This window comes from Flavobacterium oncorhynchi (assembly GCF_002217355.1).
Classification (GTDB): Bacteria; Bacteroidota; Bacteroidia; order Flavobacteriales; family Flavobacteriaceae; genus Flavobacterium; species Flavobacterium oncorhynchi.
The window spans coordinates 98,898-120,565 of record NZ_MUHA01000005.1 but is presented as its reverse complement, the minus strand read 5'-3'; the positions used below and the strand labels follow the sequence as shown (position 1 = coordinate 120,565).

General features: G+C 32.3%; 17 protein-coding genes. 9 read left to right on the top strand and 8 right to left on the bottom strand.

Annotated features, from left to right (window positions below; translation table 11 throughout):
- Window positions 1-5 precede the first annotated feature (5 nt).
- The 4 genes from B0A75_RS03785 (at window position 6) to B0A75_RS03770 (ending at window position 4,561) form a co-directional block, all read left to right on the top strand.
- On the top strand, window positions 6-1,511 hold the full coding sequence (locus B0A75_RS03785; protein WP_089052954.1) for an OmpP1/FadL family transporter: 1,506 nt from the start codon (window positions 6-8) through the stop codon (window positions 1,509-1,511).
- 203 nt (window positions 1,512-1,714) lie between these two features.
- Complete coding sequence (gene rimO / locus B0A75_RS03780; protein ID WP_089052953.1) at window positions 1,715-3,025, top strand: 30S ribosomal protein S12 methylthiotransferase RimO; 1,311 nt, start codon at window positions 1,715-1,717, stop codon at window positions 3,023-3,025.
- A 42-nt stretch (window positions 3,026-3,067) separates the two neighbouring features.
- A complete protein-coding gene (locus B0A75_RS03775) occupies window positions 3,068-3,622 on the top strand; it encodes a hypothetical protein (protein ID WP_089052952.1) in 555 nt (184 codons plus the stop codon).
- A 33-nt stretch (window positions 3,623-3,655) separates the two neighbouring features.
- On the top strand, window positions 3,656-4,561 hold the full coding sequence (locus B0A75_RS03770) for an N-acetylmuramoyl-L-alanine amidase (protein ID WP_089052951.1): 906 nt from the start codon (window positions 3,656-3,658) through the stop codon (window positions 4,559-4,561).
- A 322-nt stretch (window positions 4,562-4,883) separates the two neighbouring features.
- On the opposite strand, the gene B0A75_RS03765 is transcribed toward B0A75_RS03770, so the two are convergent.
- The 4 genes from B0A75_RS03765 to B0A75_RS03750 form a co-directional block, all read right to left on the bottom strand.
- Window positions 4,884-5,954 (bottom strand): outer membrane beta-barrel protein, encoded by a 1,071-nt coding sequence (locus B0A75_RS03765; RefSeq protein ID WP_089052950.1) that lies wholly within the window; start codon window positions 5,952-5,954, stop codon window positions 4,884-4,886.
- Window positions 5,955-6,760: 806 nt separating this feature from the next.
- Window positions 6,761-7,717 (bottom strand): aldo/keto reductase, encoded by a 957-nt coding sequence (locus tag B0A75_RS03760; protein WP_089052949.1) that lies wholly within the window; start codon window positions 7,715-7,717, stop codon window positions 6,761-6,763.
- Window positions 7,718-7,886: 169 nt separating this feature from the next.
- Window positions 7,887-8,453: an HdeD family acid-resistance protein gene (locus B0A75_RS03755; RefSeq protein WP_089052948.1), complete on the bottom strand. Its 567-nt coding sequence runs from the start codon at window positions 8,451-8,453 to the stop codon at window positions 7,887-7,889.
- A gap of 219 nt (window positions 8,454-8,672) precedes the next feature.
- Complete coding sequence (locus tag B0A75_RS03750; protein WP_244284341.1) at window positions 8,673-10,001, bottom strand: sialate O-acetylesterase; 1,329 nt, start codon at window positions 9,999-10,001, stop codon at window positions 8,673-8,675.
- A 282-nt stretch (window positions 10,002-10,283) separates the two neighbouring features.
- Here B0A75_RS03750 and B0A75_RS03745 point away from each other — a divergent pair, with 282 nt between their 5' ends.
- Complete coding sequence (locus B0A75_RS03745) at window positions 10,284-10,793, top strand: C40 family peptidase (protein ID WP_089052946.1); 510 nt, start codon at window positions 10,284-10,286, stop codon at window positions 10,791-10,793.
- Window positions 10,794-10,871: 78 nt separating this feature from the next.
- Here the strand turns inward: B0A75_RS03745 and B0A75_RS03740 are convergent, their stop codons facing one another.
- Window positions 10,872-12,452 carry a L,D-transpeptidase family protein gene (locus B0A75_RS03740; protein WP_089052945.1) on the bottom strand — a complete coding sequence of 527 codons (1,581 nt, stop codon included), beginning with the start codon at window positions 12,450-12,452 and terminating at the stop codon, window positions 10,872-10,874.
- 185 nt (window positions 12,453-12,637) lie between these two features.
- Window positions 12,638-13,051: a DUF1573 domain-containing protein gene (locus B0A75_RS03735; protein WP_089052944.1), complete on the bottom strand. Its 414-nt coding sequence runs from the start codon at window positions 13,049-13,051 to the stop codon at window positions 12,638-12,640.
- A 164-nt stretch (window positions 13,052-13,215) separates the two neighbouring features.
- On the opposite strand from B0A75_RS03735, the gene B0A75_RS03730 reads away from it, so the two are divergent.
- From B0A75_RS03730 to B0A75_RS03720, 3 genes are all read left to right on the top strand, one after another.
- A complete protein-coding gene (locus B0A75_RS03730; protein WP_089052943.1) occupies window positions 13,216-14,478 on the top strand; it encodes a sensor histidine kinase in 1,263 nt (420 codons plus the stop codon).
- Window positions 14,475-15,161: a response regulator transcription factor gene (locus B0A75_RS03725; protein WP_089052942.1), complete on the top strand. Its 687-nt coding sequence runs from the start codon at window positions 14,475-14,477 to the stop codon at window positions 15,159-15,161. The genes B0A75_RS03730 and B0A75_RS03725 overlap by 4 nt, the downstream gene beginning before the upstream one ends.
- Window positions 15,162-15,270: 109 nt before the next feature.
- A complete protein-coding gene (locus B0A75_RS03720) occupies window positions 15,271-16,035 on the top strand; it encodes an MBL fold metallo-hydrolase (RefSeq protein WP_089052941.1) in 765 nt (254 codons plus the stop codon).
- A 1-nt stretch (window position 16,036) separates the two neighbouring features.
- Here the strand turns inward: B0A75_RS03720 and B0A75_RS03715 are convergent, their stop codons facing one another.
- A complete protein-coding gene (locus tag B0A75_RS03715; protein ID WP_089052940.1) occupies window positions 16,037-18,253 on the bottom strand; it encodes a B12-binding domain-containing radical SAM protein in 2,217 nt (738 codons plus the stop codon).
- A gap of 175 nt (window positions 18,254-18,428) precedes the next feature.
- Complete coding sequence (locus B0A75_RS03710) at window positions 18,429-19,706, bottom strand: MFS transporter (RefSeq protein WP_089052939.1); 1,278 nt, start codon at window positions 19,704-19,706, stop codon at window positions 18,429-18,431.
- A 269-nt stretch (window positions 19,707-19,975) separates the two neighbouring features.
- On the opposite strand from B0A75_RS03710, the gene bshC reads away from it, so the two are divergent.
- On the top strand, window positions 19,976-21,565 hold the full coding sequence (bshC, locus tag B0A75_RS03705; RefSeq protein ID WP_089052938.1) for a bacillithiol biosynthesis cysteine-adding enzyme BshC: 1,590 nt from the start codon (window positions 19,976-19,978) through the stop codon (window positions 21,563-21,565).
- Window positions 21,566-21,668: the final 103 nt, after the last annotated feature.

The window sequence follows — 21,668 nt, the reverse complement described above, 5'->3', positions numbered from 1 at the left end:
CCAAAATGAAAAAAATACTCTTCCTATTAATTACAGGACTAACTGTCAGCATCTCACATTCTCAGGAAGTTTCTGATGCTTTACGCTTTTCGCAAGACAACTTAACAGGAACGGCGAGATTTAGAGCAATGAGCGGAGCATTTGGAGCTTTAGGCGGGGATTTATCCTCAATTAGCGTAAATCCTGCAGGATCTGCGATTTTCATAAACAATCAAATGGGAGTAACTTTTAGTAATCAGAACATCAAAAACAACTCTAATTACTTTGGAACTCAAACTTCAGACAAAGACAATTCATTCATCCTAAATCAAGTAGGCGCCATCTTTGTTTTTAATGACCGAAATCCAAACAACAATTGGAAAAAAATCGCAATTGGAGCCACTTATGAAAACACCAATAATTTCAACAACAATGTTTTCTCAGCTGGAACAAATCCAACCAATTCTATAGACAACTATTTCCTTACTTATGCAAATGGAATCCCATTAGGAGACATTACTGGAATACCTTATAAAAATCAGTTTTATGATGAGCAGCAAGCCTATTTTGGATACTACGGTTTTGTCATAAACCCAGTAAATCCACTAGACAAAAACAACACTCAATATACTTCTAATGTTCCTGCAGGCGGAAACTACTATCACGAAAATGAAATTTACGCGAGAGGATATAACAGCAAATTAAGTTTTAACATTTCAACCTCATATAAAGATCGTATTTATTTTGGAGCAAATTTAAACGCCCACATTACTGATTATAGAAGATCAAGCAGTTTCTATGAAGACAATTCAAACCCATTAGAACCTACTGAAACCATTTCTAATCTACGTTTTAACAACGAACTTTACACTTATGGAAATGGGTTCTCTTTTCAACTTGGTGCAATTGCTAAAGTAACAGACTCTTTCAGACTTGGACTAGCTTACGAATCAAACACTTGGTACGAACTTTACGACGAAGTTTCTCAAAGCCTTCACACTACTACACAAGCTGCAAATGGACCTGAGAAATATGCAGACATAAACCCTAATATTATTAATGTTTACGAGTCGTACACTTTACAAACCCCTGGAAAAACAACTTTTAGTGCAGCGTATATATTTGGAAAATCAGGCTTAATCAGCGTTGATTATGCTATTAAAGATTACGGAAACGCAAAATACAAACCTACTAACGACCCAGGTTTTAGAGGTGTAAATAACGACATCAGCAATCAGCTGACTAATAATGGAGAACTAAGAATTGGAGCAGAATACAAAATAAACCAATTGAGTTTAAGAGGCGGATACAGATACGAAGGAAGCCCTTATAAAAACAAAACTACAATTGGAGATTTAAACAGTTATTCTGGAGGATTAGGTTATAATTTTGGAGGTACAAAATTAGACTTAGCCTATTCTTACGCTGAAAGAAAATCAAACCAAGGTTTCTTTAGCAAAGGTTTTACTGATGGTGCCAATATTACATCAAAACTCAACAATGTTACATTGACTTTATTATTTGAATTGTAATTTAAAGAAAAAACAAACGATAAAACTTCCGTCAGGTTCTTGCTTGACGGATTTTTTTTTTACTCCCAAAAAAAGAAGCTTGTTTCGAGGCGAAAAAAACACAGCAAACAACACAATTTACATCACAAAAAACACCTAAATAGAATCGAAACAAGTGCTGTTTGAATAAAAAAGTGTAATTTTGCACTCCAATTTATAAAAGTATGAGAACCAAGTCTTTAAAAAAGAACAAAATTAACGTAATCACTCTTGGGTGTTCAAAAAATGTATATGATAGTGAAGTGCTTATGGGACAACTTCGTGCAAACGGCAAAGAAGTTACTCATGAAGCCACTAAGGACGAAGGAAACATTATTGTAATCAACACTTGCGGGTTTATTGATAATGCAAAAGCAGAATCAGTTAATATGATTTTGGAATATGCTGACAAAAAAGACAAAGGTTTAGTTGATAAAGTTTTTGTAACTGGATGTTTATCTGAACGCTATAGACCAGACTTAGAAAAAGAAATCCCCAATGTAGACCAATACTTTGGCACAACTGAATTACCTCAGCTGTTAAAAGCTTTAGGAGCCGATTATAAACATGAATTATTAGGCGAAAGACTAACGACAACGCCTAAAAATTATGCTTATTTAAAAATTGCCGAAGGCTGCGACAGACCTTGCAGTTTTTGTGCAATTCCATTAATGCGTGGATCGCATATTTCACAACCAATTGAAAAATTAGTTAAAGAAGCACAAGGTTTAGCAAAAAACGGCGTTAAAGAATTAATACTAATTGCTCAAGACTTAACCTATTACGGTTTAGACCTTTATAAAAAGAGAAATCTTGCTGAATTATTAGAAGAATTAGCGAAAGTTGAAGGCATTGAATGGATTCGTCTGCATTATGCTTACCCTACCGGTTTCCCGATGGATGTTTTGGAATTAATGAAACGCGAACCTAAAATTTGTAACTACATTGATATTCCATTACAGCATATTTCAGATTCTATTTTAAAATCAATGCGTCGTGGTACAACACAAGCTAAAACAACGCAATTGTTAAAAGATTTCCGCGCTGCAGTTCCCGGAATGGCAATTAGAACAACTTTAATTGTTGGATATCCAGGTGAAACTCAAGAGGATTTTGAAATTTTGAAAGATTTTGTTCAGGAAATGAAGTTTGACAGAATGGGATGTTTTGCTTATTCTCATGAAGAAAATACACATGCTTACTTACTCGAAGATAATGTTCCAGATGACGTGAAACAAGCAAGAGCCAATGAAATTATGGAATTACAATCTCAAATTTCATGGGATTTAAATCAAGAAAAAGTAGGACAAGTTTACAAATGTATTATCGACAGAAAAGAAGGTGCGCATTTTGTAGGAAGAACCGAATTTGACAGCCCTGATGTTGACAATGAAGTTTTAATAGACGCATCTAAACATTATGTAAAAACAGGAGAATTTGTTAATATACGCATAATTGAAGCTACAGAATTTGATTTATACGGAGAACCTGCTTAAATTTACCTAAATAACTATCAATTTTAGATAAAAACTTTTTATATGAAAGCTACACAATCTTTATTTCTTTTGGTTTTCACCATATTCTGCTTCAACTCTGTTTCAGCTCAATACGGAAACGGTTATGGAAATGGTTACGGAAACGGTTATGGAAATGGTTACGGACGAGGCGGCGGTATGGGCATGGATAGAAGTATGATGCAAGGACCACAAAGCACGCCAAGCAAACCTAAAGAAGTTCCTGTAGAAGAAACTGCTTCATTAATTGTTGAACAAATGAAACCAGCTGTTAACTTAGATGAATTGCAGGTAATTGCAATAACAAATGTTTTGGCAGACAGTATGAGAGAACAAGGCATTCTTTTAAAAAACGAAAGCAGCAGTCAAGAAGTAAAAATTGAACAAATAAAAGCTCTAAGAGAAAGTACAAATAAAAAAATAGGTGCTTTTTTAAATCCTGATCAAGTTACAAAGTACACAACTTTCATGGAGAACTTTAAAGAAATCAAAAAACCTTCTAAATCAAAAAAGAAAAAAGACTCAAAAGATAACAAAGAAAAAGAAGAAGAAAAACCTATAGAAAAAGCGCAAGAATAATTGCTCAAACTTCATCCTAAAATGTAACTAACCATGGCAAAAAAACATTTTTGTTATCTATTTTTAGCAATTATAATTACTTCTTGCTCAACAAATCCTTACAAGAATACCGAAAAAGCTTATGATCAACAGCTTAAAACCCTGGAGAATCAAATTACAAGCAAAGAACCTCAATCTATTCCGCCAATAACTCCAGTAATTATTGATACCTCTTATGCTGCTCAACTAGGCATTATTAAAGATACTTTATCAAAAACAGGATCTACGGCTTTACAAAATGGAATAAATACAGAATGGGTTGGCACGGTAAACTTTAACTTAAGAAAACCAAGCTTTATTATTATTCATCACACTGCTCAAGATTCACTTCAGCAAACGATTAATACTTTTACTAAAGTTAAAACGCAAGTCAGCGCGCACTATATCATTTCTGAAAACGGAAAAGTAGTTCAAATGCTAAACGATTATCTAAGAGCTTGGCACGCAGGAAATGCAACTTGGGGAAAAAATACTGATTTGAATTCAACTTCTATCGGGATTGAACTTGACAACAATGGATTCAAACCTTTTACTGAAGCTCAAATTAGCAGCTTAGTTGCTCTTTTAACCAAGCTTAAAAAAGATTACAATATTCCAACTCAAAACATATTAGGACATGCAGATATTGCTCCTGGCAGAAAACAAGACCCAAGCGCTTTGTTTCCTTGGAAAACTTTAGCCGAAAAAGGTTTTGGAATTTGGCCGGATGTTGTATTAGAAGAAGCTCCTTTTGACTTTAAAATAGAGCCTGCGCTTAGAATAATAGGATATAACACTAAAAATCTTTCGGCAGCTATTATGGCGTTTAAACTACATTACATTCAAACTGATGTGACTGCCACTTTAGACCGAAAAACAATAGACACTATTTATTCGATTTATAAAAAACAAGTTCAATAAATAGTATTCACAAAATACAAAAAGCGCATTTCTACAATTTTAGAAATGCGCTTTTTTTGTTCCTTTTCGTTCCCAAAATCTGCTAGTGCAAACACCAATTATGAAAACTTAAAAAACCTGTTTAAATACAGATTAGAAATCCTCACACTATGGTATTTCCTTAATTACCTATAACTAAAATACTACGGTAAAAACACCAAATAAAGCGAGTAAGTCTTTTTTTATCTGCAGCAAAAGAGCAAGACGTTCAAATAAAAAAGCTGCCAAAACATTAATGTGTTTCGACAGCTCCAAAAAAAAAAAAAAATATCAATCTTTATCTCTAGAAAGAGTATGTTGTAGCCAGAAGAGCATAGAATGATCCGCCGGTTGGAGCAGCATCTTTATCTAAAAAGATGTCCTCTGATGCGGCATCGTATCTTATCTCTGGAATAATAGTCAGTTTTCCAACTTTATAATTTAAAGAAGCTGTATTAGCAAAAACATTTGATCCAGTAAGAGTTCCTAAACTTGGAGCGGCACTTTTTGCATCAAAATATTCCATTCTATAAGCTAAAAGTAATGATGGAGAAAATGCATAGTTTGCATAACCTACTAAAGAAAACCACTCACCATCATCTACACTTGAAATATCATTTTTAGTTTTAGCATAAGTTGCATTAAATCCAAGTCCAAAGCTGTCGCTTATTGTTTTTGACGCAACAAAATCAAACTGCGTTTTATTCTCTAAAGAAGATGGATTACTGCTCCCTGAAGTGAAATTTAAATAAGCACTTCCCGTTTCGCCAATATATCCTAATTGACCTATATATGTTTTTTGAGTAGAACCCGCATCCATAGCCGATTTAAAATCAGTAGGATTTGTGATACCAAACATCGCTGTAAACTTTCCTGAAGTATATTGTGCTTTTACACCAGTATTAAAAAATGGACCATAAGAAAAAGCATAAGACATACTGTAGTTTTTATTATCGACAGCATCTAAAACTTCGTATCCAATATGAGTTCCAAAACTACCTGCTACGACTTTAAATTTATCTGTGATTTGATAGGTAAAAAACAATTGTTTTATCAAAAATTTTGCTGTTATATCTTTATCAGTTGTTTCGTTATAGGAGAACTCTCCTGCTCTTTTTCCAAATCCTAAGTCTACAAAAACAGAAGCTTTTCCAAATGTATGCCCCGCCTCTATCGACGCCATTCCTAATTCAAACGAATCCTGTGAGTTGGTAAAGCTCGTTAATCCGTTCATTTGTTTCGAAAAATCATATTTATAGTAAGCATCTGCAGACCCTCCCCAAGTTGTTGCCGGCGAAGTTTTCGTTTCATCATCTTGCGCAAAAGCAAAAGAACTCGTTAACGTCGCGGCTAAAATGTAAAATACTTTTTTCATGTGTTAATTGGTTTTTAGTTATTAATTGATTTTGGTTAGTTAATCTTTTATATATCTATTTAATAGTATAAGTCATTTTTAAAACCCTGAATCTGCCCCTAAAACCTCCTCATTTTCATTAGCGAATTTATTAACTTTTGCATGAGTAGAACAATTGAAAACTACTTTTTTGGCTTTTTAAACGAAGAATTACGGATTACAAAAATTAAAACACCAATAATCATTATTTGACATTTATATGGTTTTGTTTTTAAAAAATCAATAACTCTATTTTACAAAAAGCAATACAAAAACAAGGGTAAAAACAAAAATCAACAACAACAAAACACACAAAACAACCATTTTTACAACACAAAAACAATTATACCCATTAAAAAATAGGGTATACAAAAAATAAATACAAATACCAATAAAACATATTTTTTCATAAAACAACAGAATTTGTCAAAAACAAATCGTAAAAATTCCTACAAAAACAAAACACCTGAATACTTTAAAGAAGGTCGCTTTTTAAACGACCAATCGCCTTTAAAAAACAAAAAACCTGTCCAAAATTTGAACAGGTTTCAAAGCCACAGAAAAAAATTTCTATTCTTAACTCTTATACCTTATTTAAATTTTACGCACTTTTATTCCATACTCTTTGTCTCTCGAAAAAACAGAAACAGCTTTAAAAGAATAGTATTCAAAAACTTTTACATTAATAATGAGGATACAATTAAGTATCACAGATTATACTTATACCAATAACCAAAAACGCACTGCTATTGCAGTGCGTTTTACTTTTATCTAAATTAGATATTGTTCTATGCTAATATCTTTTCAATGGCATTCAATTCATCAGAGGTAAACTCCAATTTTTGCAAACAATCTATATTATTGTTTAATTGCTTTACTGAACTCGCGCCAATCAAAACAGACGTAATTCGTTTATCTTTTTGCAGCCAAGCCAATGCCATCTGCGCCAAAGATTGATTTCTGTTTTTAGCAATTTCATTTAATTGAATCAATTTTTGAATGCGTTCCTGTGTAACCTCATCTTCCTTCAAATGTCCGTTTGGATTATGTGCTCTAGAATTTTCTGGGATTCCGCTTAAATATTTATCCGTTAAAAGTCCTTGTGCCAAAGGCGAAAATGCGATGCAGCCCACTCCTTTCTCCTCTAAAACATCCAATAAACCACTTTCAACCCAGCGTTCTAACATGGAGTATTTTGCTTGATGAATTAAACAAGGCGTCCCTAATTGCTTTAAAACATCAACCGCTGCACGAGTTTGCTCTGCCGAATAATTACTGATTCCAACATAAAGTGCTTTCCCGCTTCTTACCGCATAATCAAGCGCCATCATTGTTTCTTCAATTGGTGTTTCAGGGTCAGGGCGATGCGAATAAAAAATATCCACATAATCTACCTTCATTCTTTTTAGACTTTGATCTAAACTTGACAGCAAATATTTTCTAGATCCCCAATCGCCATATGGTCCATCCCACATTGTATAACCTGCTTTTGTTGAAATTATAATTTCATCACGTAAATTTCCCTGAAAATTATGCCATAAAATTTTACCAAAATTTGTTTCAGCAGAACCCGGAACCGGGCCATAATTATTAGCCAAATCATAATGTGTAATTCCTTTATCAAAAGCTTCCATAGCAATACTTTCTGCATTTTCAAAATTATCTACTGAGCCAAAGTTATGCCATAATCCTAAGGAAATTTCAGGCAGTAATAAACCGCTTTTTCCGCATCTGTTGTATTTCATTATCTAAAATTGAGATTAAATATTCTACCTAATAACCCTAAAAAGATTTAATAGCCTTTTAGGTTTAACCATCGAAAGATACTTATTTTTTTATTTCGACTCAAAAAACAAACCCGACAGATTTATAAAAACTATCGGGTTTGTTTTATCTCTAAGAATTAAAATCTTCTTAATGCATATCATGAATTCTCTTTAATTTGAAAGAAAAATAAATATAAAAAATTCCAAGAGCAATAAAAGCAAAAGCTGTCCAATATACTAATGAAAGTCCTGCAAAAACTGGATTCCATAATAATACAAACGAAAATATAGTTCCGAGTATTCCAAGAATCAAAAGATTTCCCCAATCAGAAACAGCATAACTCTTTAAATTAAAAGCAATAACTATAGCCATTATAGAGCGAAATAGAATTACAAAACCTACATAAAGCGGCAGTAAAGTAATTGAGATCAGTGGATTAATAACCAGCAAAATTCCCACTACTAAACCTATAATTCCCGATGCTAATGTCCATCCCCAATTGTCGATTTTCTTTCTGTTTGAAAGAGCAAAAATGATTTCAAAAATTCCGCTTCCTAAAAACGAAACACTAAAGAGAAACGCAAGAGTTAAATAAGCTGCCAACGGCGTCATAAAAGACCAAATTCCGATTCCAACAAACAGTAATCCTACTAACAGCGGAATATACCAGTAATCAATAGCTTTTTTTACTTTTTTAAATAAAGAATTTTCCATAAGTATACTTTTAAAATCGTGCCTACTCTATAAAGTTTTCAGCTTACCTTTAAAATCAACGTCATAAAAACCGCTTCTCAGCTCTCCTTACATCGCTGTATTTCAAAGATATAAATAAAAACTTACACTTACGTATTCTTCATTGTCCGTTTCAACTTGATCGTGTCGGGTAAAACACAAAATGACTTAAAGGAGCAAAAAAAACTTTAAAAATTCTTTCTACTCTGTAATAAAACAAGAAGCTGGCAGATTTGCTTCATTAAACAAGTCAGATTGTATTATATTTCCCCAAGCAAATCTGACTTTTAGAGGATTATCAACTTTCTTGCATATCAAAACAACTTGACTGTTTCTAATTGATGCTTCGGCAAAATAGAAAACTCCATCAGCTCCAGCAACTTCAAATTGTTTAGAATTTTTATTCTTAAAATACAATCCTTCAGCATAGTCAAAAGAAACTTCTACTGTATTTTTCTCCATTTTAATTTCTTTGTAAAGTGGCCCATTAACTAAACTTAAATTGATTTTATAGGTTTCGGTCAAAGCTAAATTTGCCAAACGGATTCCAACATCTTTTTTATTTTTTGGATGAATATCCGTAATATCTGAAATGTCCGAAGTCAAAACCATTCCAGTTTTCGGGACTTCTTTCAAAATTTTTCTTTGAGAATTTCTAACTATTACATTCGAAAAATTATTTGCTCCTGCTTTAAAAGGAGCGATTTGAACGAAGTAAAAAGGAAATTCGTCATTCCATTTCTTTCTCCACGAAGCGATCAAAGCTGATAATGTCTTATCATAAACTAACGAACCAACATTTGATTCTCCTTGATACCAAAGCGTGCCCGCAATTTTAAATCCTGCAAAAGGATGAATCATTGCATTATAAGCACGTCCTGGCAAATGTGGATCGTATTCTTGCTTATTTAATTTCTTGGCACTTTCCAACAAAACAGGATTATTTTGTACAACTTCTTCTGGCATCCAAATCTCTGCAGGAGTTCCTCCACAATTTGAAGAAATCAATCCAATTGGAACATTTTTTAAATCTTCCTGTAAGCGTTTGGCAAAGAAATAACCAATAGCGCTAAAATTTCTCATGGTTTCTGGAGTCGATTCAACCCAATTACCAGATAAATTATGCTGCGGAGTTACGGCTGTTGATTTTGGAACGGTATAAAAACGAATATTTGAATTTGAAGCATTCTTCGCTTCTTCTTCACCATTATCTATTCCCCAGTCAACAGACATTTCCATGTTTGATTGTCCTGCGCAAAGCCAAACTTCTCCAATCAAAATGTTTTCTAAAACAACTTCTTTAAAACCTTTTATTACGATTGTAAAAGGTCCGCCAGCTTCAGGTGTTTTAATGTAAAACTCCCACTTTGCCTCATTATCAGTAACAGTTTTATACTCTTGATTATCCCAACTCGAAACCAATTTGATTTCCTCATTCGGATTTGCCCAACCCCACATTTTCACTTTTGAGCTGCGCTGTAAAACCATATTATCACCAAAAAAATTTGGAAGTGTAACGTTTGCCATCATAGTATTGGAAATCAACAGAAAGAAAACAAACTTAAATATATTATTTTTTATTAGCCCCCTTTTTTGCTAAACATAATTTATTTGTTAAAACACAAATGTGATTGCTAAAATTTTTTGAAACAATGTGTCTAAAATATCCTAAACTAATAAAAATAGATACCTTAACACACTAAAAAAGGCTTACAAAAACAGTTAATTCTTACAATTAATATAAATCATTCTTTTGATTTACAATTTTTAGAACCTATCTTTATCGATTAAATATTTTCTTCTTATAAAAAAATGAAATCGTATCTCCTTACAGCTTTACTATCTTTTACTTTATTTTCTTCTTTTACTTTAAAAAAGAACGAACAACAAACTACTTTTTCTAATCCAAAAATACAAACCGAAATTAACCGAGATTCTATTATCGAATATGCCAAGAAAAGCTTAGGCATGCCGTACAAATATGCCAGCAATGATCCCAAAAAAGGATTTGACTGTTCTGGTTTTGTCGGTTATATTTTTAAAAATTTCGGCATGACTTTACCAAGAAGTTCCAGCGGTTACAAAAATTTAGGTACTTCTTTAAAACCTGAAGAATTTAAAGTTGGTGATGTTCTAGTTTTTTATGGTTACAAAAATAAAACTGTAGTCGGCCACGTTGGAATAATATGTGAAGCAAACGGAATGCAGTCTAAATTTATTCATGCTTCATCTGGAAAAGCACAAAAAGTTACCATTACGGCTTTGGATACAGAACATTATAGAAAACGCTTTTATAAGTGTATTGACATCTTGAATAAATAATTTTTACTGCAAATTACACGAATTTATAAGCAAAAATTTAGTTTTAAACCGTGTAATTTGCAGGTAGAACTTTTATATTTATTCTTCTGTCAGTAGTTTTATCAAACTTTCATCTCTTTGATAAATATCTTTATAAAAATTCATGTTCCCTTCTCGATCAACCCAAGCTGTAAAATAACCAATGTAAACAGGTATTTTATTTTTTAACGTGTACCAGCTTTCTTTACCAGCGTGCATGGCTTTGTCAATTCTTGCAGGTGTCCATGAGGGATCTTGCTTTAATAATTCAATTGCCAGTTCACGAGGTTTTGCGACACGTACACATCCATGACTGAAAGCTCTGCTTTCTCTTTCAAATAAACTTTTTGAAGGTGTATCATGCAGATAAATATTACTAGAATTCGGAAATAAAAACTTCACTAAACCTAATGAATTGTTTTTTCCTGGAAGCTGACGAACAGCACCATTATTCCATTCTAAATTTTTCTGTTTTAAATAATTTTTATTCTTTGCCATTCCTGGTTTTATCTCTTTATTGATAATGCTTGTGGGAACATTCCAATACGGACTAAAAACAATATTATTCATCATTCCACTAAAAATAACCGTTTTTGTCATCGCTTTTCCAACTACTACCGCCGATGTAAACGCAATTTTACCATCCCGAATTAAATACAATTTAAACTCTGGAATATTTACCTCTAGATATTCTTTACCTTTTTCTAATTCAGGATCAATCCAGCGGCAGCGCTCCATATTCGCAATTATCGTTTTAATTCTATCAGATACAGGCACATTCATTTCATCAATATGTTCACGTAAGATTATATTTTTGGGAGACAAACCATGATGCAATTCGTAGTTTTTAATCGATTTCATTAAAACCGAATCGCATACTGCACTTTTAGAATCCTCTTTAATATCTTTTGTAACGTAAAGTCTTTCTCTAATCTGAGCTATAACATCAGACGAATCTCCTAATTTTAGATTTTTATAACTATCATCTATTTCAATAGTTTTCCAACCGCCTTTTTTTTCAATTTCTCTGTATTCACGAAGAACATCGCGAAGTTTATAATACTGGCTGAACATTTTACTCTTTCGATCATCGTTTATAGTAGATTTTTGAAAAATCGAATCAGAGAAAACTTGATAATTCATTTTTTTTCGAGGAAGAAGCCATTCTAAAGATCTAGTCGTTTTTTCGTCAAAACCACGATATACTTTTTCTCCATAATAAAAGTACAAATTGGTAATCATCAAGTCAGTATTTACTTGCGACAACTTGTTATCGGCATTGCCTTCAAAAATAAAATTGATTTCTTTGTATGGAAAATTGGCTTTTAAACCTTCATTATCTAAACCTTTATATTTGTTATACAAAGTATTCCCAAACTCCACCACGCCTTTGTTATCAAGCCATAATTGTGTCGATTCCTTCTTTTTATATAAAGAAAGAACCTCCTCTTGAAAATTCTTTAATTTCGGATAGGTTTCGTAAAAATCAGCAATTGCAGTCCTGTCGATAGTAAGTTTAAGTTCAGGAACAACCACCTTTGCTGTTTTTGTTTGATTTTCTTCTTTTTTATCCGCTTTAGAATTACACGAAACCACAACTGCAAGAAGTACAACAGCAATAAAAGAATACCAAATTTTCATACTATTTTTTGTATAAAAATAGAAAAGTTTTACTGAAAACAAGCCAATTGCAAAAAAATAAATTTGTTCCAGTTTAATCCTGTTTTATTCAAAAAAAACAATCCAATTAAAAACAAAAAAACTCCAAATACATTATGTATTTGGAGTATCCACTTTATATAACTAACCTCTAAAAATAAACTTATTTAAATAACAGTTCCTTTTAATGTAAGCACTTTTGGAGCTGTTTCAGCACTTGTTGTTACCGTTACGGTTTTTGTAAATCCGCCTTTGTTTGCAGCGTTATAAGTTGCAGTAACTTTTGCAGATTTACCAGGTAAAATTGGCTCTTTTGTATAATCAGTTGCTGTACAACCGCATGAACCTTTTACATCTGTAATTACTACAGCTGTTTTTCCTGTATTTTTAAATTCGTAAACAATTGCTTTTGGAGTACCTTGAGGTATCTGTCCAACATCTATCGTTTCAGCTTTCCAAACAATTGTTGAAGCTGCTTCAATTACTGTTGTTTCAGAAACTAATGATTGTACTGGCGCAATAGCAGAAAAAGACATTAAGCCTAAAGCCAAAGCAAGCATAGAAATTTTGATGATTCTCATAGTCAAATATTTTAAATGGTTTATAGTTCTAATTTTATATTTCAAAAGTAGTCCAGACAAAAACAAATCGCTGTTAACCAGTTTCAAATCTTTGTTAATGACTTGTTAATCCCTTATTTTAGTCTTAAAAATGATTAATATTACACTTTTAAAATGCCTTTTTCTTGAAAATTAACAGACTTAACAGTATCATCCTCCTCGGATTAATTGCCATTATAAGCATTTTGGTAGCGCAATTGCTTTGGACAAAAGAAGCTTTTACATTAGAACAAAAAAAGCTTAGCCAGAAAGCCCATATTGCACTTCTTGAAGTTGCCAGAAAATTATATGAAGGAAAAGATCGCGAGCCATCTTGTCAAAATCCTGTTCGAAAAGTTTCAAACGATTATTACATTGTAAACATCGACAATGAGTTTGAACCCGATATTTTAGAATTTTATTTAAGATCAGAATTCAAAAAGATGAACATTACAACCGATTTTGAATATGCGATGTACAATTGTCAAAGCGACGAAATGGTATATGGAAATTATATTTCTTTGTCTCAAAAAGCAAAAGCACAAAAAACAGTTTCTTTTCCTAAACATAAAAATCTTGTTTACTACTTTGCAGTTCGTTTTCCTAACGAAACGACCTACTTATTCAGTTCAATGCGTTTTTGGTTTGTGCTTTCAACTGCTTTAATTTTGATTTTATTAATTTACGTATACTCAATTTTTAAACTTTTGCAACAAAAAAAATACTCTGAATTGCAGCGTGATTTTATCAATAATATGACGCATGAATTTAAAACCCCATTATCTTCTATTTTAATTGCATCAAAATATTTAATAGAACAAAATCCAATTAAGGAAAATAAAAAACTGCATACTTATACTGATATTATAATCAATCAGAGTAATAAACTGAATAATCATATTGAAAAGATTTTAAATATTGCGAAATCAGATTACAAACCTTTAGAATTAAAAAAAGAAACTGTTTTAATTGTTCCAATTATTGAAGAAGCAATTGAAAACATTCAGTTGAAATACCCAGAAGCGGTTATCAAAATTGAAACCCTTTCAAAGGAATATTTATTAGAAACAGATGTATTTCATTTCTCTAATATCATTTATAATCTTTTAGACAATGCAGTAAAATACTGCAATGCAAAACCAGAAATCACAGTTAGAATATCTGACGAAAAGTCGATTTTAAAGATTGAAGTTATTGATAACGGAATTGGAATTTCTGCTAAAAAAATATCCTTTATATTTGATAAATTTTATAGAGTTCAAAATGAAAAAAGCAACGAGGTTAATGGTTTTGGACTTGGTTTATATTATGTAAAAGAAATTTGCGGACTGCAAAACTGGAAAATTAAAGCCGAAAACAATGCAACAAACGGAGTTACTATAACTTTATCTATTCCTTATAAAAAATGAAACATTATAAAATACTTTATACCGAAGATGATGAAACGTTAGCCTTTTTGACCAAGGATAATTTAGAACAAAACAATTACGAAGTTGTTCATTGTATTGATGGTAAGTCTGGCTTGGAAACTTTTAAAAAAGAGAGTTTTGACATTTGTATTTTTGATATTATGATGCCAAAAATGGATGGTTTTGAACTGGCTTCGGAAATAAGAAAAATAGATTTAGATGTGCCTATTATTTTTCTATCGGCAAAAACCTTAAAAGAAGATCGCATAAAAGGACTGCGTTTAGGAGCTGATGATTATTTGGTAAAGCCTTTTAGTATTGAAGAATTAATGCTTAAAATTGAAATTTTTCTAAAACGTTCACAGCGAAATATCACGGTTGAGAAATCGATCTACGAAATTGGAAAATACCAATTTGATACTAAAAACTTCATTCTTTTCAATGATGATGAAAAAATTGGACTTACACAGCGCGAAGCCGAATTATTAAAACTATTCCTCGATAACAAAAACTCCGTATTAAAAAGAGAACAAATCCTAACCTCTCTTTGGGGAACTGATGATTATTTCATGGGACGAAGTCTTGATGTTTTTATTTCCCGATTGCGTAAAATTCTATCAAATGAAAAAGGTATTTCGATTGAAAACCTTCACGGAATTGGCTTTAGATTTTCTATTGAATAAATTGTCAAAAATTCTTATCACAATCAATAACAATCCTGTTAAAAATAAAGAAAAATCTATAAATCAAATTTGAAAAATCTTTGTATTTTTAATATCTAATTTTCCAGATATGAAAATACATCATTTGCGAAATGCGACTTTAGTTATTGAAACAGAGAAGCATGTAATTTTGGTAGATCCAATGTTAGGAAAAAGAAAAACGATTCCTCCATTTACAATCTTTCGATACAAGCCAAAAAGAAATCCCTTGGTTTCTCTGCCCAAAAACAGCCGAGAAATTTTGAGCAAAGTAACTCATTGTTTAATAACTCATTTGCATCCAGATCATATAGACAAAGCTGGCGAAGTTTTTTTAAGACGAAAAAGCATCCCTGTAATTTGCAGTGCAAAAGATGAAAAAGTGCTTACAAAAAGAGGACTTAACATTGTTCAAACTTTAAATTACTGGGAACCGCAATCTTTTCTAGATGGAAAAATTATTGGTATTCCAGCACTTCATGGTTATGGTTTTGTTGCAAAATTAATGGGAAACGTAATGGGATTTTACATTGAACTCGAAAATGAAAAATCTGTTTACATAAGCGCCGACACCATTTTTACCAATGATGTACAAAAAGCGCTCATAGAGTTAAAACCTGATATTGCAACCGTTGCCTGCGGAACTGCCAGATTAGATTTTGGCCAGCCTTTATTAATGCGAATGAATGATATTTTGAAATTTACAACACTTGCTCCAGGAAATGTTTTTGCAAATCATCTTGAAGCTTTAAACCATTGTCCAACAACTCGTGAAGAACTAAAAACGGCTCTTGCTGAAAATAATCTTCTCTCTAAAACTACAATTCCAAGCGACGGAACTTTTGTCGAATATTGATTTATAAAACCAACAATCCGAACTCGCGTAAAGTGTTTATAGGTTTTGAATACCAAAACAATTCAAAATCTTCTAAAAGAGTTTCAAAATCGTTTTTTACTTCTTGAAAAGTATAACTTTTAGAATTTAAAACTGAGATTTTAGTTAAAATTTCGATTAGCCATTTACCTTCTTCATTACTAGTTTGAATACTGAAACTTTGTTTTTTATCATGAAAAGCCAGCGCCATCATTTCCCAGCTTCTGCCTTTTTTTGATTTAGTAAAAATCTCCGTTGAAGGTTTTCCACCAAGCCAAACTACTTTTGCATTTGGTTTTGTGCTGAAATCATTTTGCTCTTCAAGTGCATTAAATATAAAATCAGGATGAATTTTTGTCTTCGGAATTTTGAAATCAAACCAATCTTGAAGTTCGTAATCAAAACAAATTCCGTGCATGAAATTAAAAAGCGATTTCTTTAATCCAAAACTAAATTTATCATGATTGATTCCTGTAGAATCTGTGTATTCAATATCATTATTAGCAAAAGTTCCAATAGTTTCAGAAGCCTTAGTTACACCAAATTTCTCAGGATATAATCCAACTGGGCTATGAGCTGTTAATGCAAACTGATGCCAAAATCCAGACTGTAAAACTCCAGCTTCAAACAACTGACGAACCATTTCAAGACTATCAACTGTTTCTTGGATCGTTTGTGTTGGATATCCGTACATTAAATAGGCGTGAACCATAATTCCGGCTTCAGTAAAATTGCGAGTTACTTTTGCAACTTGCTCCACCGTTACACCTTTGTCTATTAATTTCAATAATCGGTCTGAAGCAACTTCCAAACCGCCTGAAACTGCAATACAACCAGATGCTTTTAAAAGAAGACAAAGATCTTTAGAAAAACTTTTTTCAAATCTAATATTCGTCCACCAAGTAACTGCAAGTTTTCGCTTCAGAATTTCAAGCGCTAAAGCCCGCATTAAAGCCGGCGGCGCCGCTTCATCGACAAAATGAAAACCATTTTGACCTGTCTGCAAAATCATTTCTTCCATTCGATCACAAAGTAAACTTGCCGCAACTGGTTCGTAAACTTTAATATAATCCAGCGAAATATCGCAAAAAGTGCATTTTCCCCAATAGCAGCCGTGTGCCATCGTAAGTTTATTCCAGCGTCCATCGCTCCACATTCTGTGCATTGGATTTACAATTTCAATTACCGAAATGTATTTATCCAAAGGCAGATCTGAGTAATCTGGAGTTCCTACTTGCGATTGTTTATAATCGTGTTTTAAAGAGTTATTTTTATAAACTACTTCTCCGTTTTCTAATAAAAATGTTCTTTTATAATGCTTCTGGTCCCTCGACTCCGCTCGGGATGACATATTTTCAATAAGTTCTTCTATTGGAACTTCTCCATCGTCTAAAGTGATGAAATCGAAAAATTCAAAAACACGTTTATCTGAAAGGGATCGCAGTTCTGTATTTGGAAAACCGCCTCCCATTGAAATCTTAATTTCGGGGTGATTTTGTTTTACCCATTGTGCACATCTAAATGCGCTGTATAAATTTCCTGGAAAAGGGACAGAAATCAAAAAGAAAGTAGGCTTTACAGCTTCAATTTTTTCTTTTAAAATAGAAATTAAAACGGAATCAATATAAGTTGGTTTTTGTTGTAAAGCATTGTACAATTCATCAAAAGAATTGGCACTTCGGCCTAAACGTTCTGCATATCGGCTGAAGCCAAAATTTTCATCAACACATTCTACAATAAAATCCGAAATATCTTCAAGATATAAAGTTGCCAAATGTTTGGCTTTATCTTGCGTTCCCATTGTTCCAAAAGCCCAATCAAGTTCTTCCAACTGCGCAAAACGAGAAGCTTCAGGCAGAAAATCTTCCTGACAAATCTGCAAAGCCAAAGTTGGATTTTTTCCCTGCAAAAACTGAATAACAGCATCGATGGTTTTGATGTATTCATCCTGCAAAGCAAAAATACGCTTAGAGTTATCTGAGATTTCAAAACCAGAAGTCTCAAACTTAAAACTTGAAGTTTTAAACAAATTATTTAATCCTTGCTTCGAGAACAATTCCAAAATCACATCAATACCCAAATCTGCCTGAACCGATTCGATATTTTTTGTGTTCAGAAAACCTTTTATATAAGCTGTTGCCGGATACGGAGTATTCAGTTGTGTAAATGGCGGTGTAATTACAAAAAGTTTCGTTTTCAAAGGGAATTATTTTTTTGCAAAAATACGAGATATTTAGAGACTTTTATGGCAAAGATTTTATGAATAGTCGTTTTAAATTTTTTATTGAAATTAAAGCTGCAAAGTCCGCAATCCTGATCACGATCTGGATTGCGGACTTTGCACAAATAGTAGATAATCTTTTGATTAAAAAACTTTAAAACTTATGTTCCTCTTTACTAATTACCAAAAATGAAAATAATGAAATACTAGCAGCGGCTGTTAAATACAATCCTACATAACTTACACTATATGTTGAAGCCAAATAAATGGCAATCATAGGCGCAAAAGCAGCACCAAGAATCCCTGCCATGTTAAAAGTTAAAGAAGCACCTGAATAACGAACATTTGTTGGAAACAACTCTGATAAAAATGTTCCTAAAGGACCATAAGTAAATCCCATTAAACCCATTCCAATACAAGCAAAAGTGGTAATTAAAACAATATTTCCGGTACTTAAAAAATACGAAAAGAAAAATCCAAATACGGCAATAGCTGCTGTAGCAATAATAAGCATTTTACGACGTCCGATTTTATCAGCAACTACTGCCGAAACAGGAATAAAAGCCGCAAAAAACAGCACCGAGAATAGTTGCACTAATAAAGCATCTCTCTTTACAATTCCTAAATCTGAAGTCGCCCAGCTCAATGTAAAAACGGTCATTAAATAAAAAACTAAAAAAGTTGTAATGGCAGCAAACGTACCAAAAATCAACTGATTTTTATATGATTTCACCAATACTAAAAAAGGGATTTTAACTTCTTCTTTCTCTTTTTTAGAATTTTCAAATGAAGGTGTTTCAGTAATTTTTGTTCGAATGTAAAAACCAACTACAACCAAAAGTGAACTAGCAATAAATGGAATTCTCCAGCCATAATCCATAAAGTCTTCATTACTCATAGAATCGGTTAATAGTAAAAATGTTCCTCCCGAAAGTAACAATCCTATTGGAGCACCTAATTGAGGAAACATTCCGTACCAAGCGCGTTTATTTGGCGGTGCGTTTTCTATAGCCAGCAAAACTGCTCCTCCCCACTCACCTCCTAAGCCAACCCCTTGTCCAAAACGACACAACATCAACAATAATGGCGCCGCAACACCTATACTGGCGTAACTTGGTAAAAATCCAATAGTAACAGTCGAAATACCCATTGTTAGCAAAGCTGCAACTAGCGTAAATTTACGGCCTATTTTATCACCATAATGACCAAAAAAAGCGGAACCTAAAGGACGTGATAAGAATGCAATTGAAAAAGTAGCTAACGATTCCAAAGTCGCCATAGTCGAATCTGAACTGGGGAAAAATAATTGTGGAAAAACTAATACAGCTGCATTAGCGTAAATATAAAAATCAAAAAATTCAATTGTTGTACCAATTAGGCTTCCAAAAAGAACGTGTTTTAAAGAGTTCTTCTTTTTTGGGTTAGTTTCCATGTAAAATAGATATATTTATTTCTACTGCAAAAATAGGTTTTCACCTCTAATAATTCAATGATACACAAATTAGTTTTAAACCATTCACACATTATTAACAAAATTAATGCGTTTTTACATTTTTACAACCCCTCAAAAAACTTAATTAAAAAACTGATTTTAAGACATTTATCTTAAATTTTAAAAATCAATTCTTAAGCAATAGTTAAAACCAATTTTGACTGTATATTTTCATTAAATTTACAGCTGTCAAAAATAAATTTCAAATTATGCCTACAGACTGTATCAGCTACCAAACTTCAGTATATTTTTCTAAACTAATACAAGATTATTTAGATCAAAAATCAGAATTAAAGCCGCTGTACAATCATTTTCCTACTTTAGAAAATTTTCAAAAACAAATCACTGAAAAAACAGTCAACTTTGATAATAACAATAGAATTCCTTTAGTAGAGACTTTAAAAAAGCAATATCAAAATATAGAGGTTTCGAATTCTACTAAACAGAACATTGAGCTTCTTGCTCTCGAAAATACCTTTACCATTACAACTGGACATCAATTAAACCTCTTTAGCGGTCCATTGTATTTTTTATATAAAATTATTTCGACCATTAATCTTACTAAAGAATTAAAAGCGAAATATCCATCGCACAATTTTGTTCCGATTTACTGGATGGCAACAGAAGATCATGATTTTGAAGAAATTAACTATTTTAATTTTAAAGGAAAAAAATTCAGATGGAACAAAGAAAGTAATGGTCCGGTTGGAAGACTTTCAACCGAGGGTTTGGCAGAGTTTTTTGAAATTTATGCTTTGGAATTAGGCTCGAGTACAAATGCCAATACATTAAAAAAACTCTTTGCTGATGCCTATTTAAAACACGACAATCTAGCCGATGCGACTCGCTTTTTAGCCAACAGCTTATTTGCAGACTACGGTTTAGTAATCTTAGATGCAGATGATGCACACTTAAAACGTGCCTTTATTCCGTATGTAAAAGAAGAATTAGAAAAACAAACTTCATACAAAGCTGTTCAGGAAACAATTGAGCATCTTACAGCATATACTGTTCAGGTAAATCCGCGCGAGATTAATTTATTTTATATTGAAGATCACTTACGCGAAAGAATCATTTTTGAAAATGACAAGTATTTTGTAAACAATACTAAAATCTCGTTTTCAAAAGAAGAAATTCTTAAACTTTTAGAAAGCAATCCAGAAAAGTTCAGCCCAAATGTGATAATGCGTCCGCTTTATCAAGAAATTATATTACCTAATTTATGTTATATTGGCGGAGGCGGAGAAATTGCCTACTGGCTTGAATTAAAATCTTTTTTTGATGCGGTAAAAGTTACATTCCCAATGCTTTTAGTTCGTAATTCAGTTCTTTTAACAACCGAAAAACAAGCTAAAAAAGCAGATCAGTTGAATTTAAGCTGGAAAGATTTATTTACCAAACAAGAGAATTTAGTTAACATAATCACACATAAAATTTCTACATTTCCTATTGATTTGACGCCGCAGAAAGATATTTTAAAAACACAATTTCAATATCTTTACCAACTGGCAGATCAAACTGACAAATCATTTTCGGGAGCTGTTAAAGCACAGGAAATAAAACAGACAAAAGGTCTTGAAAATTTAGAAAAGCGTTTATTAAAAGCACAAAAACGAAAATTACACAATCAATTACAGCGTGTTATTGATTTACAATGCGAATTGTTTCCAAATAATAGTTTACAAGAACGCCAAACCAATTTTTCTGAGTTTTATTTAGAAAAAGGCGAAGAATTAGTACCGCTTTTATTGGAGAATTTGAAGCCGTTAGAAATGAATTTTAACATCATAACAATATAAAAAAATAAAGTAATAATTCTGAGAACCAAATAACCACCTTCCTCTCGAAATTATTGCCTCTCTAAACCAAATAGAAAAATTTTATAAAAGCAAAAATTAACCT

Coding starts and splice junctions, on each gene's coding strand:
- B0A75_RS03710 (WP_089052939.1), bottom strand. CDS start 19,706: ATGGAAACTAACCCAAAAAAGAAGAACTCTTTAAAACACGTTCTTTTT.
- rimO (WP_089052953.1), top strand. CDS start 1,715: ATGAGAACCAAGTCTTTAAAAAAGAACAAAATTAACGTAATCACTCTT.
- B0A75_RS03755 (WP_089052948.1), bottom strand. CDS start 8,453: ATGGAAAATTCTTTATTTAAAAAAGTAAAAAAAGCTATTGATTACTGG.
- B0A75_RS03725 (WP_089052942.1), top strand. CDS start 14,475: ATGAAACATTATAAAATACTTTATACCGAAGATGATGAAACGTTAGCC.
- B0A75_RS03760 (WP_089052949.1), bottom strand. CDS start 7,717: ATGAAATACAACAGATGCGGAAAAAGCGGTTTATTACTGCCTGAAATT.
- B0A75_RS03745 (WP_089052946.1), top strand. CDS start 10,284: ATGAAATCGTATCTCCTTACAGCTTTACTATCTTTTACTTTATTTTCT.
- B0A75_RS03735 (WP_089052944.1), bottom strand. CDS start 13,051: ATGAGAATCATCAAAATTTCTATGCTTGCTTTGGCTTTAGGCTTAATG.
- B0A75_RS03770 (WP_089052951.1), top strand. CDS start 3,656: ATGGCAAAAAAACATTTTTGTTATCTATTTTTAGCAATTATAATTACT.
- B0A75_RS03750 (WP_244284341.1), bottom strand. CDS start 10,001: ATGATGGCAAACGTTACACTTCCAAATTTTTTTGGTGATAATATGGTT.
- bshC (WP_089052938.1), top strand. CDS start 19,976: ATGCCTACAGACTGTATCAGCTACCAAACTTCAGTATATTTTTCTAAA.
- B0A75_RS03765 (WP_089052950.1), bottom strand. CDS start 5,954: ATGAAAAAAGTATTTTACATTTTAGCCGCGACGTTAACGAGTTCTTTT.
- B0A75_RS03785 (WP_089052954.1), top strand. CDS start 6: ATGAAAAAAATACTCTTCCTATTAATTACAGGACTAACTGTCAGCATC.
- B0A75_RS03720 (WP_089052941.1), top strand. CDS start 15,271: ATGAAAATACATCATTTGCGAAATGCGACTTTAGTTATTGAAACAGAG.
- B0A75_RS03775 (WP_089052952.1), top strand. CDS start 3,068: ATGAAAGCTACACAATCTTTATTTCTTTTGGTTTTCACCATATTCTGC.
- B0A75_RS03740 (WP_089052945.1), bottom strand. CDS start 12,452: ATGAAAATTTGGTATTCTTTTATTGCTGTTGTACTTCTTGCAGTTGTG.